The sequence below is a fragment of the Geofilum sp. OHC36d9 genome (assembly GCF_052400685.1).
Lineage (GTDB): Bacteria > Bacteroidota > Bacteroidia > Bacteroidales > Marinilabiliaceae > CAZHHH01.
In genome coordinates, this window is record NZ_JBQTGJ010000010.1 from 126,969 (window position 1) to 142,091 (window position 15,123).

The window sequence follows — 15,123 nt, forward strand, 5'->3', positions numbered from 1 at the left end:
TATGACTTTAAATTGGTTTGGGAACCTGGCTTGTATAATATATGTTGGTATCATGAGAAATTCAGCGTTAGCACCAACCCGACTTCGCTTTGACCACATAAGATGGTGCGGGAGGGGATATTTCCATTAAGTATGGGGGTTGTCAATAAAATTTATCTTCTGCGTTATACCTGCTTTTAAACTGAATCTTATTATCAGTGAATTTTTATTTTTTCAGACTCCTAAAGTCTCAGAAATGAAACTTTTCTATTTTTCGTCAGATTTTTTGGTAACCCATTGGGTTCCGATACCCGCCTTTTATTTATAGACAGATCAATACTCAGAACGATGTATTTGGTTGATTAATAGACTGAAACCCCATTCAAAGTGGAAATCCTTTTAAGGAATAACCCATCTTAACAAAAGCATATAATTTAGGGAATGCTAGTTTATTCAATTACCTCAATGCGGCTGTATGGCTATTAGTTGATCTAGCCCTTTTTTTTTGTTGCCTTTGACCCTTTTCTTTCTTTGACGATATTTTAAGTTATTTCACATTTTATCTGTGTGTCCACTTCTTAAAATCAATCGTCCACCCGAACAAGACGCCGCAAGTGTAATTTAGCGTTGCAAATTTTAACAAGTTTTTGTTACAATCATATAAATAATGAAGATGAAACGAATAAATCGTTTGTTGCAAATATGTAATCATTTGGGTTCGCTACTATCCGGTTAAAAATACCTGGGTGACAATTGATTCTTATGGATCGTTTTTAGATTCTGTTTTCGGATCATGAGTAGTACTAAACGTAAAGACTAATGACTAAGATATATTTTTAAAAAAGGGATGAATTCAATTAAAATTAAATTTATGAAAACAACTAATCTGATGAGGTGCGCTTTGTGCGTAGCAGTATTGGCAATGTTTTGCATAGTTGGGTGTGAGAAGGCGGATTTTTATTCAATTGATTCGCCCGCTGACCTGCAGAGCAAGATTGACTCAATTGCAGCCGCGAAGGCAAGTGTAGATACAGGTGACACGACCTACATAACTATCGCTACGGCGTTGGTTGGAGCTGAAGATTTCAGTAACGGCTGGTGGACAACATTTTCTGATTACTTCACCATTTCCACAAACGAATTATTGCATTTGGAATTTGACAACTACAATTCTGGCAGCGAGAACAACTGGGAGAACTGGTGTCTCGCCTTAGTTAATGTAGCAGATCGGGATGCTGAAGATTATGCCGAATACTTTGTACTTCGTTCTGATGCTTACGGCTGGGGTAACGATGATTTTGATCTTGGCTTGATCGCCTTTAACTATCCTGATACCGACGGAGATGACGATATTTGGAACGATTTCCGTGCTACGATGAATGGTGCTTCTGTGACTCTGGAAATTGATCACTCTGCCACAGGCAATGTATATGTAACAGCAACTGCCGTTGGAACGGATGGTACAGAGTTGGTTATGACATATCAACAGCCGGTTTCTGCCTCTGCTGATATTGTGGCTTTTTTAGTGAATGAAGTCAGTTATTTGGATATGAAAAAAGCCTACCTTATACCTTCTAAAGTGACGGTTATTGAAGATGTTGAACCGGTTTCAATGGCTGTTGAAGGAGCCCCTGCTTTCGTTGAGTTGGGCGATGAAGACTTCTGGGGTGATGCAATCGCTACTGTTACGTACGCTGACGGATCTTCTGCCGAAGTTGATACTGCAGATGTAACATTCACTGTTGTCCCTGATATGACTACTCTGGGCGAAAAGACTGTTATTGTAGCTTATAGCAAAACAAAGCTGGGCGAATACACGAAAGCTATCACTACTTATTACAATTTTGAAGTGACGAATTCGGTTGTAAGCATGGCAGTTACTACTATGCCGGAAATAACCACATACGCTTTCTTTGAAACTGCCCCTGTTTTTGACACTACAGGTTTGGTTGTAACAGCGACCTATTCCGACGGTACAACAGGTATCATGGATAATGCAACGCTTCAATTCGAGATACCCACTTCCGCAGGTATGCAGAATGCTGTCATTTCTTATGTTGGTGCAACTGGCACTGTAACTACAACTTGCCCGCTAACTCTTGTGCAGGGTGCAAGTCAGGTAGGTGCTGGTGATCTCTCTACGGGATTTTGGGGGGCTCTCAGTGCCGACTATACTGTCACATCAAATAGTAGTGAGACTGTTACATTTTATACTTATTCCGATGAAGTTGAAAACTGGCACTGCCCTATTACAGTCCTTCGCAATGCTGATTATACAACTGAATATGCTGTAACTCGCTGGGATAATGCTGGCTGGGGTGATTATGGCTTCGGATCAGCCACCCTTTCAAGTGATTGGAATTGGGATATATTCCTGTCAAACATAAGTGGTTCTAAAACAGTATTGACAGTTACAAACAATGGTGACAATACTGCAGATGTGCGTTACGATGTTACTTATCCGAGCGGTGAAACACATTTTCAATTGTTTGAAGGTATAACAATAGATAGTGCTGATTTGACTTTTGCAGTCACTGTGGAGAATTGTTATCATGTAATTGTTGAATAATCATTAAGATATAAAGTATTTAAACTATGAAATATATATGTTTAATTCTATTGGGATTGTTGGCGCTCGCACCGGCCACATACGCCGAAGGCCAAGATAATACCAATCAGATGTCGATGACTCAATCAGGCGACATAACAGTAACAGGTAAAGTCCTTGACGAAACAGGAGAACCCCTTCCGGGGGCTACAGTACAACAAGAAGGGACTACCAATGGGATCATTACCGACATTGATGGAAATTTCTCTCTTTCTGTTCCTTCAGATGCTACGCTTATAGTTTCTTTTATAGGATTTAAAAGTGTTGAAGTAATTGTTGGAGGAGAAACGGAGCTTGGCAGCATCACATTGGTTTCGGATACACAGCAACTCGACCAGGTAGTAGTAATAGGTTACGGTACACAAAAAAAGGCTGACCTAACAGGTGCCGTAACTATTGTTGACGCTGAAGAGATGAAGAAAACATCAAATTCAAATATTTCAACAATGCTTCAAGGTAAGGCCGCAGGTGTTCAAATTACTTCTGATGGACAACCTGGTGCCGATCCTGCTGTACGTATCCGTGGTATGGGGTCGTTTACTGATACTAATCCATTGTATGTTGTAGACGGAGTGCCGATGGGAACAACCATTCGTGATTTTTCGCCAAACGATATAGAAACGATTCAGATACTTAAAGATGCTTCTGCTGCTGCAATTTACGGCTCTCGTGCTGCTAACGGTGTGGTTATTATTACAACAAAACAAGGTAAGAAGAACTCACCTATGAGGGTTGATTACAGCGGTTATTATGGCGTGGACAATGTTCAAAAAGATGTGTACGACGTTATGAATGCCGACCAATATAAGCAATTCGTAACAATGGCATACGCAAATAGTGGAATGGATGTTCCTGCAGGATATAATTCTACAAGTAGCAATTATTTGTGGACTACAAATGGAAATGGTAACGAAGTCGCATCTGTTGATACAGATTGGTTTGATTCGGTTTTTAAAACCGGTACCCGTCAAAATCACAACCTTAACTTTTCAGGAGGCGGAGAGAATAATACTTACAATATTGGTCTTGACTATTTTAGTCAGGAAGGTACAATGGTAGGAGCAGGTCCGAATTTCGAACGTTATACAGCTCGTATCAACAATACTATGGAGGTAAAGTTTGTTAAAATTAAAACGAGCTTTGTTTATAGTCACAGCGATCAGGATAAAATGGCGCTTAGTAACGCTAATGAGTATGTTGAAGGTTTGTATGGTACACAATATCCTGTAATGGCTTCGGCTCTTCTCACGCCTCCAACAATCAAAGATTACGATGAGTCGACATGGGTTCTTGATGACAAAATCTCTGCTGCATCTGATTTTGCCTATGACTCTTTCGGTTATGGTACATACTACGATGATGTTCACGGTGACTTACGTATATCTAACGTACTGCTTACTAATAGTCTGCTGGAGAGAAATACTAAAGTTGACCGTGTTGTTGGCTCTGCTTCTACAAATGTTAACTTATTAGAGATGCTTGGTGTAGGAAGTTATAATAGTAAGTTGTCATATAATCTTAACTTGTCGTATAGTAATACTCACGTTAGTAGCTTTACATTTGTACCAGCGTTTATACAGAGTACAAACGTGAAACTATTGAAGGAAGATGAGACTCTTACGTTACTGGACGAATATACGGGCGATGGACTTATTGAAAATACAATTAACTACAACGCTTCATTCGGACGTCATAATTTAGATGTTGTTGCAGGTCAAACATTCCAGAAGATCTATTATAAGTCTCATACCGGCGTAGGTAATGATTTTCCTGAACCATATTATCTGCAATTATCAAATGCAAGTGAAAAAAATTCATACAGTTACGAAAGTGAGCATGTTTTGTCATCATATATCGGTCGTGTGAACTACAACTTTGATGGTAAATATCTTCTTTCGGCAACTGCTCGTCGTGATGGTTCTACACGGCTTTCTTCAGATGATCGTTTTGATATTTTCCCTTCAGTCTCTGCCGGTTGGCGTATTGAAAAAGAAAATTTCTTCACTATTGACCCAACTACTATCAGTTTATTGAAAGTACGTGGTAGTTATGGTGAGCTTGGTAACGAGAATATAGGTGATTATCAATACATGGATACAATGGAAAGAGGCAATTATACTTATGCCTTTGCCAACAATGTGGTTACCGGGTCGGCAGTAAATAATTTTGTAAATGATGCTATCAGGTGGGAAAAGAAGAAAACGCTTGACTTTGGTCTTGATTTAGCGATGTTTAATGGTCAGTTAGAGTTTAATTTTGATTGGTATAAGTCAACATCAGAAGATCTTCTTTATGATTTGACAATTCCTGCAAATACCGGTTCAAATAATACAACTATAACAATGAACGCAGCGACTATGGTAAATAAAGGTCTTGAGTTCTTGCTCGGTTATCGTAACTATAATCATGCTGTTAAGTACCAAATTTCTACAAACGTATCTACTTTTAATAACGAGGTTACTAAATTGGGTGTTAATAATTCACCGGTTACATCAAGCATGTGTCGGACTGAAGTTGGTCAGGAAGTTGGTCAGTTTTATGGTTACGTACTTGAAGATGATACCGAAGATGGCAACATTAAAAATGGGATTGCTCAAAATCAGGGAGCAATTGATAATCGTCAAAATTCTGAAGGTTTATACATCACGCAAACCGGAGCGGAAGCAGGTGATCTTTTATACAAAGACCTTGATGGTGACGGTGAAATCACGGCAAAAGACCAGCAATTTTTAGGCAGTGGGTTACCTGATGTAACTTTCGGTATTAATGCACGTGTTGAATGGAATGGTTTCGACTTAACCATTTCAACATTCGGTGCTGCTGGTTTCCAGGCTGTTGATTTTGTTGATATGGCATTGCGCAGTTCTTATGGTGCGACGAATAAAGATGTTAGTCTGTTAAATGCATGGACGCCTTCTAACACAAATACTGACGTGCCTCGCGTGCAGAATAAATCTGATATTACTAGTAATGATTATTTTAGTGACCGATATATTCAAGATGCTTCATATTTGAAAATTGCTAATGTGCAATTTGGATATAACTTCCCGGACTCTTGGTTTGTTGGTAGAATTAGTGGTGTTCGTGCCTATATAACGGGACAAAACTTGGCAACAATCAGTAACTATAAAGGTTATAACGTAGATTTTGCCGGAGGTACATATACCCCGGGTTACAACTATGCTTCGTATCCAACACCACGAACATTTATGTTCGGATTAAACATGTCATTTTAAAAATAATTTAAAGGAAAGTAAGATGAAAAGTTTAAATATATTTATAGTGATATTGGCGCTTATTGCAGGCATTACAGCTTGCGATGATCAGCTCGATGTCACCAATCCGAATAATCAGACAACTGAAGGGTTCGGCGATTCAGAGGCTGAATTGAATGAGGTTGTTATTGCGTGTTATAGTCTTAGTCGGTTGGAAGGTACAAATGCGCGTGTAGGATATGTGATGGATGCGCTTCGCGGTGACGAAATATGGAACTCGTCTCAGCAATGGTATCTGGCTTGCGATAACCTTAATGGTTTGTCTGATTATTTCATGCTTGAATGGCCATGGCGTGATAACTACTGCGTAGTAAACCGAACAAACTATGTGTTGACTAGAGTTGGTGAAGTGCTTGAAGAGGGCTCAGATTCTTACAACGAGATTAAAGGACAGGCTCTTTTCTTAAGAGCGCAGGCATATTATAATTTAGCGACCTATTATCAGATTTGTCCGGTCGTTACTAACTATGACGAGTATTCTGATTTAGATAAATTGTATGCATCCTGTGCTACTCAAGACGAGGTTTGGGATCAAATAGAAGCTGACCTTACTGAAGCTATGAATCTTTTGCCATCGCGTGATGAAGGTGGGGAGTGGGCTCAAGGTCGTGCTACATGTGGTTCTGCTGCCGGTTATCTTGCTCGCGCATTGATGTTTCGTCATAAATTTTCAGAAGCTTATTCTGTATTAAAAGACATTATTGCAGGCAAGTATGGAACTTATGAACTTATGGCTGATTATGGCGATAACTTCCGGGAAGGTGCTGATTATGAGAATAACAAAGAGAGTCTTTGGGAAGTTCAGTTTATGGACTATGGTACAGGTGGTACTAACGAAGTCTGGACTACTACTAACCTGAATTCTGATGCAACACAAGGTCATGCACTTGAGAGTAACTTTGCCTCTCAGGATTTTGGTAGTTGGGGTGACGTAGCAGCTTCTCCCTGGTTATATAACTTGTTTAAAAAAGAAAAATGTACTGATGGATTTTTGGATCCTCGTTTGTATTGGACTTTAGTTACTTATGAGCAAGAATATGATGCTGTTACCGGTAATTCAACGGCTGCATATCCTTCGGGCGACGTTCGTTCCAATACTGTTTATCAGACAGAACTAAATGAAGATACATGGATGTATTCAATTCGTTCTAATACTGCTCAGGGGGGGATTTCTATTGCTAAGTTCACAAATGCAAGAAATAATATTTATTCTAGTTTTGGTACCGGATTAAAATGTGGTGTTAACATCCGTTTAATGCGTTATAGCGATGTTTTACTTCGTGCAGCAGAATGTGAAAACGAAATTTACGGCCCCACTCAAACGGCGATCGATTATATTAATGAGGTTCGTCGACGTGTGGCACTTGAAGATCTTGAACTTTCTGACTTTCCTACAGCCGATGCTCTTTTTGAGCAAATTGCAAATGTTGAACGTCCTAAAGAATTTGGTTGTGAATATGGACGTGGTACTGACTTGATTCGTTGGGGATTTTTCTACAATTCTGATCGTTTACAACAGATTACAGAGCACGCTTATTATAAGTTAGCGCCAACAATGACCATCGATGATCCGGATAATCCAGGAGAGACAAAAGAGGTGGTTTATGTCAATACTGAGGAGCTGACTTCGGCAACTGCTTCCGGCTCATCTTATTCTGGTTATTATAAGGGCCATGAGTACTTCCCTATATGGCAGACTCACCTTGATAATAACACGAACCTTGAAGGTAATTCAGCAAACAATAGTACGGATAACAGTACTGCTTTCTTTGAAAAAGGATATACTGTTCATCCTGTTGTAGACCTGGAATAGGAATTATCCATTATTATTTTAGACTTCCTTATCATCGTATCTTTTGTATATTGATAAGGAAGTTTTTTAACAAAAAACAGATTAGATATGAGACTAAAGTATTTGCTGATTTTATTGGTCAGCATAATTGCTCTATTGTTTGCAGGATGCAACGATGATGATGTTGTTCCGGAAGAGACTGATCCGGATACCGATACCAGTTTTTCCATTCCAACATACGATGATGACTATTCATCGATCGCGTCGTGGTCATACAGAAGCCAGTGGAATCTGGCTAACGTTCACGACCCTTCGGTTGCCTATTACGATGGCTATTATTATATGTACGGCACCGATGCATCGTATGGTAATGAGGCTGCAGGACATGGCCATTTTCAAGGCAAACGATCAACCGATTTGGTTAATTGGAAATGGGTGGGTGGTCCTTTTTATGATCCTCCCTCCTGGGTCGCCGACTCGCTCAACGCCATTCGTTCGCGCATGGGGCTCGATGCCATTGCTGAAGACAACATATCATATGGCTACTGGGCGCCGGTCGTGCGTAAAGTGACTGTTGGTGGTCAGGAGAAATTACGTATGTATTACAGTATTGTTATCGATAACTTCATCAAAACCGGAGCTGTTAACACTTCTGCCAACTTTGATGGAAGCTGGACAGAACGTGCTTTTATCGGCATGTGTGAATCAACTGATCCTGCCGGTGCTGTATGGGAAGACAAGGGGTTTGTTACCTGTTCATCATCTGATCGTGGCCTCGACTACAGTCGTTCCAGCTACACAGGTGATTGGAGTGCCTATTTTTACTACAACGCCATTGACCCTACATATATAGTAACACCCGAAGGAGATCATTACCTGATACATGGCTCATGGCACAGCGGATTCGCTTTATTGCAAGTGGATCCAGCATCAGGTAAGCCCCTTAACACACTTGGGGAGCCTTATGCCAGCAGTGTAAGTGAGCTAACAGCACGATATGGTGTGAGAATTGGTACTCGCTCAGCGTCATCGCGTTGGCAAGGCAGCGAAGCACCCGAAATAATATATAAAGATGGTTATTACTATTTGTTTATGGCCTACGATGGCCTCGACATACCATACAACACACGAGTGGTCAGAAGCACAAACATTGAAGGTCCATACCTTGATATAACCGGTCGTAATTTCACTAACGGACGCGGAGACTGCTATCCTATTGTTACCCACCCTTACAAATTTAATCTTAGTTATGGATGGGTCGGTTTATCACACTGTTCTGTCTTTAAAAAGGAAGATAGCGACGATTGGTTTTATATGTCGCAGGGACGATTGCCTGAAAACGTTGGTGGTAACGCCTATTCAAATGCCATTATGATGGGGCACGTACGCCGCATTGTCTGGTGTCCGGCCTCTCCCGACGAACCCGATAACCTTTGGCCAATAGCATTGCCTGAGCGTTACGCTGCCGTACCTGATTACGGTACTATAACCAAAGATTCGCTGGTGGGAACCTGGGAGCATATAAACCTTAAATACAGCTTTGGGCAACAGGATGTAGCCACGACTCTGAACCTCAATGCCGACGGCTCGATGACAGGAGCTTTGACTGGTAATTGGAGTTATGACGTAACAAACAAACAACTGAAATTGGGCGACGTTATTGTTTGCGTTGAACGGGAAGTGGACTGGGAAGCCTCGCCACGCTGTGTGACATTTGTATATGCAGGAACTCAAAAAAGTCTGAACACAACATATTGGGGTAAAATGAAAAAATAATATTGATGTCAGGTTAATATTTCTCAGACCAATAAATACGATTAATACAAAGTCTGCTCAACTTTAAATTGGGCAGACTTTTTTGTATGTGTGGCATGATAAGCTAAAAGAGTAAGGTTTTAGTTGTGTCGGGCAACTGTGAAATATGAGCAATTGTGTGTAGGCAAGGAAGATTAAAACGTTGCAATGACTCAGAGTTTGGTTGGTGCGTTTTTATTCAGGATTTAAAGATAGAGGGTTTTCCGGGTAACTCTATAGGAGTTGTCTATAAATTAGTGTTTGAAATATAAAGTTTCAATGTAAGCATAACGAAATAGTTGACTTTATAGACAAATACTAAATCTGCAATTGTGCTTTAAAATCTTTATTTTCGCTTCAAATTGTTATTAAGATGGATAAGTTACGCATTGTGTTTATGGGAACGCCTGAGTTTGCAGCGCATAACCTCAGGGTTTTACACCAAAGTGGGGCCAACGTGGTGGGGGTTGTTACGGCGCCCGATAAGCCGGCTGGCCGGGGACGTAAGATAACGGCACCGGCGGTGAAGCAAATGGCTCTGGAGCTTGGGATTCTCGTATTGCAGCCTGAGAAATTGAAAGATCCGGCTTTTTTGGAGGAGCTGCGAAATTTGAAACCCGATTTGCAGGTTGTGGTGGCTTTTCGCATGTTGCCTGAGGTCGTGTGGAACCTGCCTTCTCACGGTACTTTTAATCTGCATGCTTCTCTGCTTCCTCAGTATCGGGGGGCTGCCCCCATCAATTGGGCTGTTATTAACGGTGAAACAGTTACTGGTGTCACCACTTTTTTCCTGAATCACGAAATTGATACCGGCAATATTATCATGCAGGAACGGGTTCTCATTGAGCCTGATGACAATGCCGGGTCGGTGCACGATAAACTGATGGAAACCGGAGCCAGGTTGGTGGTGAAGACTGTGGCCGCAATTGAAGCCGGCGACGTGAATGAACAGTCGCAGACTGCTGATGGGGATGCCGTTCTTAAACCTGCTCCTAAAATTTTTAAAGAAGATTGTAGGATTAACTGGACGCTGTCGTCGGTGGAAATTCATAATAAGGTACGTGGCTTGAGTCCCTACCCTGCGGCTTGGACTGAGATGCAGGAACCCGGCAAAGAGCCAGTTTCATTAAAGGTGTATGCCACTGTTTTGGCGAATAATGATCACATTTTGAATCCGGGCGAGTTGTTTTGTGACGGTAAAGAGATATTGATGGCCGGTACAGGCGATCGTCCGCTTGGTATTTTGGAGATACAGGTGGCCGGCAAAAAACGGATGTCTGTGAGTGCTTTTTTGCGCGGTTACAGGTGGGTGGAAGGAACGAAATTGCTTTAATTTTTTTATAGGAGCATTGTAATTCGTGTTTGTCTGTAAAGTGGTTGATAGCACCAATTCTTTTTTTTGTTTGCATCATTAATGAGGTTGGTGGACTATTTGGCGGATCAATAATATTTCAGTTATTTCCATCTGTTTAATTTTATCTGTTCAGGGAATAGATTTAGCATCCAATTATTTATATTTGTCTGGCTTTGCGCTAAAGTCATGTCTCTGACTTGTCGTATCTTAATTGTTCTAACTAACGGAAAGAATTATTTCAATGATAAACCGGTTTTTTTCTATTGCTGCATTTGTATTACTCCTCATCGCCGGACCTACGGTGGCTCAAAGCAGAATCACAACGGCCGAATATATTCAGACTTATAAAGATTGGGCTATTAAGGATATGAAGGTGACAGGCATCCCGGCATCTATCAAACTGGCGCAGGGTATTCTGGAATCGTCGAGTGGTAATAGTCAGCTGGCACGTGAAGATAATAACCATTTTGGTATTAAGTGCCATGATGATTGGGATGGTGAGCGTGTTTACCATCACGACGATGCACGCAATGAGTGTTTTCGTAAGTATAAAGATCCCCGGGAGTCGTTTAATGATCATTCTGAATTTCTTACTTCACACGCCCGGTATGCCGATTTATTTAAACTGGCAACCACCGATTACAAAGGCTGGGCACGTGGCCTCAAGAAGGCCGGCTATGCCACCAATCCAAATTATGCCAATTTGCTGATTAAAGTTATTGAAGATAATAAGCTTTATGAGTATGACTCAAACACCTCTGCTCAGGCCCGACGATCTTCACGCGATGCTGAGCGTCGTTCAACGTCCGGGTCGCTTGTCATTAATCCGTTTGATGTTAGAGCAACCAGCTATAACAATGGCGTACGTTATGTGGAAGTAGAGGAGGGTGATACCTTTGAGAGCCTAACGGCGATGTTTGGTCTTAAAAGTTGGGAGATAGCTCAGTATAACGATTTGCCTGACAATGCTGATATCAAAAAGCATAAGGTTTTGTATCTGGAACCCAAGCGTCGCAACGCTCATCCCGACCATACCAAACATGTGGTTGCGCAAGGAGAAACGATGTACCTGTTGTCGCAGCAATATGGCATTAAATTGAAGCGGCTTTACTATTTGAATCGGATGGCTGAGGGTACGGAACCTAATGTGGGCGACCGACTGGAATTACGTCGCAGAGCCCGTAAATAATTTCTATTTATGGAAAAGAAATATATCCAAATACCGGTGGATGTACTTGACGGGGTTGAGGAGCTGGAAGTTGATGAACAAAATCTGGTGAATGCCGCCATTGCAGCTGCCGGAAATGCTTATGCGCCCTATTCCGGCTTTAGCGTTGGGGCCGTTGCTTTACTCCAAAATGGAACTGTGGTAACCGGTAATAATCAGGAGAATGCCGCTTATCCATCGGGTATGTGTGCCGAACGGGTGGCCTTGTATTGGGCCGGGGCGAACTATCCTGACATCCCCGTATCGTGCCTTGTTGTTGTCGCTACCAAGAAAGGGGAATTGACCAACGATATTATCTCACCCTGTGGCGCATGTCGGCAGGTATTTTCTGAAACGGAGCAAAGATATCACAAGGGCTTTAAACTCATTCTTGTGGGCAAAAGTCAGGTGTTACGTTTTGCCAACGCAACCGATTTGTTGCCGTTGTCTTTTGGACCGGCTCAATTGAAGTAAGGCTTCGCGTAAAAGAATTTGAAACACTGATTGTGAGGTGAAAAATAAATTCTTTGTTTAAGATATTTTATTTAAAGAATAAAGGCATAGAATATAAAAGCTATTACCTCCGATGATTGCATCATAAAATAACGCATTAAGAAATGATTTTTTATCGATTAAGGATTGTTGCTGTATATTTCTTGTTGATTTTTTAAAACAAGCTAAAAGGACAGGACTACCTATTGCTGCTAATAAGCTGGGAGATTTTGTAAAATTACTAAACTACTATGAGGTCTAATCTCGTCTTGTATTTGCACTATATATTTGATACATAAATAATTTATAAAAACGCATACGGCAAGTAAACACCTTCACTACTATATTCGATTCCTTTTTCATCCAAATAAGTTATTAACATTATTACATTTTTTTACGATGCAATTTTATACTAAAAGAGGTCACTTTATAAATTATAGAGTGAACTTTGATTCATTTAACCTTTACTATATCCACCATTAAAGCCTTCCATAAATCCATCCCTGTCATTCCAACACATAATTGCAATAGTAACGATAGCCCCAGCTATAAGAGTAGCCCAACCACCATTAGTTTTCTTTAATTCAGGGTCTTCCAAAGACATTACATCACATGTATAAATTTTGGTTTAAATCAAATCCACGAATATAAAAATTGATGGATTAAGATAGGGGAGCAGGATTATCTGCACACCATTATTCATCGGTTTGAGTTGATTTAGCAAGTTTTTCAACAACCATTTTTTCTTTTTCTGTTAAAGAAAAAACACCTTGATTTTTCCAGAAAGTTCCTGAATAGTTGTTCCCCAGTTTGAATAATGATTTCTTTTTGAAATTTTCTTTTTTGGATATGGGATCATCAGGAATTCTTTCAATCTGACGAATCAAGCAGTCACTTTTAAAATCAAATTGAGCATCCACGTTCTTCTTGTTCCAAATATTGAGGCCTATGTTTTGAGAAGTAAACACGGGGTAATAATTATCTTCAAAAGAATTGAATTTCGCTGAATAAGAATGCCTTTTGAGTTGGCCTTTAAAAATAAGCAGGTTTTTAATTTCCTGGATTTCGGGTTTGACAAGTTCAATACTATATTCATATAAAAGTTGATTTTCAGGATTGATAACTACATATCCTTTATATTGGCAAGAAGGATTTTGAGATTCATTTTTTGGCTGAAATGAAATAATTCTGGATCGGATTCCTTCTTTACTAATTTTTTCTGTAATAGAAAAATTGTAATATTCCTTATCATTAACGAACCTAACAAGATGATCAGGGTTGCCCAACGAAAATACGTCCCTGATATCCAACGGTGATATCACATCAAACGTAGATTCGTCATCAGTATTTAGTTCAAAGGCCCTGGATTGGCTTACGAGGACAGACATTTTAGAGGATTTTTCTTGAAAATTATCCACGTAAAAATCTATCAATCCATCTGAAAACTTAGTGTAGTTTTCTCCTTCTTTTACGAATTCCCGAATATAAGTATTGGCAAGAAAGTTATGCACTAATTTTTTTTTTGATCTGTCAATCGCCTTGGCTAAAAGATTGGGGATTTGATCAGCAACAACTTTTATTTCTTCAACCTGATAAATAGTCGGTGTAAGAAAAATAGGCATATTACTATTATCAGATGCCAGATTTGAAAAAGGAATTTTTTTAGTCTCATAATTAAGATGCGATATCAGTAACGTATCCTGATTATATGTACCATCCAAAACAAATTGCCCATTTTCATTAGTTATTGTTCCTCTCATTTGCCCTTGATAGGTAATGGTGGCAAATTCGACGGGATTCCGGGAGACAGAATCCACAATAACTCCTCTTGTCTGGGAGACACCTAAAAGGCAGTTAAATACAAGGACCAGCAGGAAGAATAGTTGTTTCATAAGTATTAGAGTTTATTTAGAGTCTGTCCATAAACTAAGTGTTTGAAATACAAAGTTCAAATTCAAGGCTTGCGAAGTCATAAAAATCAAGGCGTTTACTTTTCGTAAATGACTGTTTTTATGACAAGCATAACGCAGAAGTTGACTTTATAGACAAACACTATTTATGTTATTTAATTCATTGACATCAGGGTATATTTGCAATCAAACTGTTATGTAGTTCATTCTATTATATTCGGCAATGTATTATTGTAAATATTTATTGCGGTTTGTCTCTGTCTGTTAGCCTTTAATGAAAACGGAATTGAGAGGGTTATAAATCCTGCCCCAATTTCAAATAAAGGCCATTTGTTATTATCATCAACTATGGCCTCCCTTGCAAAAACACCCATAAAAATGCCACCTCCCAACAGCGCTAAGAAAGCAGCTTTGTTATTTTTATCAGCCCGAATCAAAAATGGTTGTGTATTCATTTCAAATTCTAAAGTCCTTTTCAATTCGTTTTGATTTAATACGGATATACCAATAAGATATTTTGGGAAAACCCAACATTTATTTTCTATAAAGATTGAGTCTTTTTCCCCCTGTGATAATATCTTTCCAATTACAAAGTATAAATTAAAAAGCACCAAAAATATTTTTTTTATTTTTCTGTATTCACCCTATTAAGGGCATGCTAGATTAACAGTGATTTATCGATATATTGCGGCAGCAAATATTTGAGCTCTGA

General features: G+C 39.8%; 10 protein-coding genes. 7 read left to right on the forward strand and 3 right to left on the reverse strand.

Features of this window, described 5'->3' with window-relative positions:
- The first annotated feature begins 850 nt into the window (after positions 1-850).
- From ACT3CD_RS11525 to ACT3CD_RS11555, 7 genes are all read left to right on the forward strand, one after another.
- The gene (locus ACT3CD_RS11525) at positions 851-2,548 is read left to right on the forward strand and encodes a hypothetical protein (RefSeq protein WP_444645780.1); all 1,698 of its coding nucleotides are present in this window, start codon (positions 851-853) and stop codon (positions 2,546-2,548) included.
- 26 nt (positions 2,549-2,574) lie between these two features.
- Entirely contained in the window at positions 2,575-5,823 is a 3,249-nt protein-coding gene (locus ACT3CD_RS11530; RefSeq protein WP_444645781.1) for a SusC/RagA family TonB-linked outer membrane protein, read from the forward strand.
- A gap of 22 nt (positions 5,824-5,845) precedes the next feature.
- Complete coding sequence (locus tag ACT3CD_RS11535; protein ID WP_444645782.1) at positions 5,846-7,675, forward strand: RagB/SusD family nutrient uptake outer membrane protein; 1,830 nt, start codon at positions 5,846-5,848, stop codon at positions 7,673-7,675.
- A gap of 87 nt (positions 7,676-7,762) precedes the next feature.
- Positions 7,763-9,430 carry an arabinan endo-1,5-alpha-L-arabinosidase gene (locus ACT3CD_RS11540; RefSeq protein WP_444645783.1) on the forward strand — a complete coding sequence of 556 codons (1,668 nt, stop codon included), beginning with the start codon at positions 7,763-7,765 and terminating at the stop codon, positions 9,428-9,430.
- Positions 9,431-9,821: 391 nt separating this feature from the next.
- Positions 9,822-10,781 carry a methionyl-tRNA formyltransferase gene (fmt, locus tag ACT3CD_RS11545; protein ID WP_444645784.1) on the forward strand — a complete coding sequence of 320 codons (960 nt, stop codon included), beginning with the start codon at positions 9,822-9,824 and terminating at the stop codon, positions 10,779-10,781.
- A 262-nt stretch (positions 10,782-11,043) separates the two neighbouring features.
- Positions 11,044-11,991 carry a glucosaminidase domain-containing protein gene (locus ACT3CD_RS11550; RefSeq protein ID WP_444645785.1) on the forward strand — a complete coding sequence of 316 codons (948 nt, stop codon included), beginning with the start codon at positions 11,044-11,046 and terminating at the stop codon, positions 11,989-11,991.
- Positions 11,992-12,000: 9 nt separating this feature from the next.
- Positions 12,001-12,483, forward strand: a complete 483-nt coding sequence (locus ACT3CD_RS11555) for a cytidine deaminase (protein WP_444645786.1) — start codon at positions 12,001-12,003, stop codon at positions 12,481-12,483.
- A gap of 475 nt (positions 12,484-12,958) precedes the next feature.
- Here ACT3CD_RS11555 and ACT3CD_RS11560 read toward each other — a convergent pair whose 3' ends face one another.
- From ACT3CD_RS11560 to ACT3CD_RS11570, 3 genes are all read right to left on the reverse strand, one after another.
- Positions 12,959-13,105: a hypothetical protein gene (locus ACT3CD_RS11560; RefSeq protein WP_444645787.1), complete on the reverse strand. Its 147-nt coding sequence runs from the start codon at positions 13,103-13,105 to the stop codon at positions 12,959-12,961.
- Between the two features lie 91 nt (positions 13,106-13,196).
- Complete coding sequence (locus ACT3CD_RS11565; RefSeq protein ID WP_444645788.1) at positions 13,197-14,393, reverse strand: carboxypeptidase-like regulatory domain-containing protein; 1,197 nt, start codon at positions 14,391-14,393, stop codon at positions 13,197-13,199.
- Between the two features lie 221 nt (positions 14,394-14,614).
- Entirely contained in the window at positions 14,615-15,022 is a 408-nt protein-coding gene (locus ACT3CD_RS11570) for a hypothetical protein (protein ID WP_444645789.1), read from the reverse strand.
- Positions 15,023-15,123: the final 101 nt, after the last annotated feature.

Excerpts from the sequence above, each read along its gene's own strand:
- ACT3CD_RS11535 (WP_444645782.1), top strand. The coding sequence starts at position 5,846 with ATGAAAAGTTTAAATATATTTATAGTGATATTGGCGCTTATTGCAGGC.
- ACT3CD_RS11550 (WP_444645785.1), top strand. The coding sequence starts at position 11,044 with ATGATAAACCGGTTTTTTTCTATTGCTGCATTTGTATTACTCCTCATC.
- ACT3CD_RS11555 (WP_444645786.1), top strand. The coding sequence starts at position 12,001 with ATGGAAAAGAAATATATCCAAATACCGGTGGATGTACTTGACGGGGTT.
- ACT3CD_RS11540 (WP_444645783.1), top strand. The coding sequence starts at position 7,763 with ATGAGACTAAAGTATTTGCTGATTTTATTGGTCAGCATAATTGCTCTA.
- ACT3CD_RS11560 (WP_444645787.1), bottom strand. The coding sequence starts at position 13,105 with ATGTCTTTGGAAGACCCTGAATTAAAGAAAACTAATGGTGGTTGGGCT.
- ACT3CD_RS11530 (WP_444645781.1), top strand. The coding sequence starts at position 2,575 with ATGAAATATATATGTTTAATTCTATTGGGATTGTTGGCGCTCGCACCG.
- ACT3CD_RS11565 (WP_444645788.1), bottom strand. The coding sequence starts at position 14,393 with ATGAAACAACTATTCTTCCTGCTGGTCCTTGTATTTAACTGCCTTTTA.
- fmt (WP_444645784.1), top strand. The coding sequence starts at position 9,822 with ATGGATAAGTTACGCATTGTGTTTATGGGAACGCCTGAGTTTGCAGCG.
- ACT3CD_RS11525 (WP_444645780.1), top strand. The coding sequence starts at position 851 with ATGAAAACAACTAATCTGATGAGGTGCGCTTTGTGCGTAGCAGTATTG.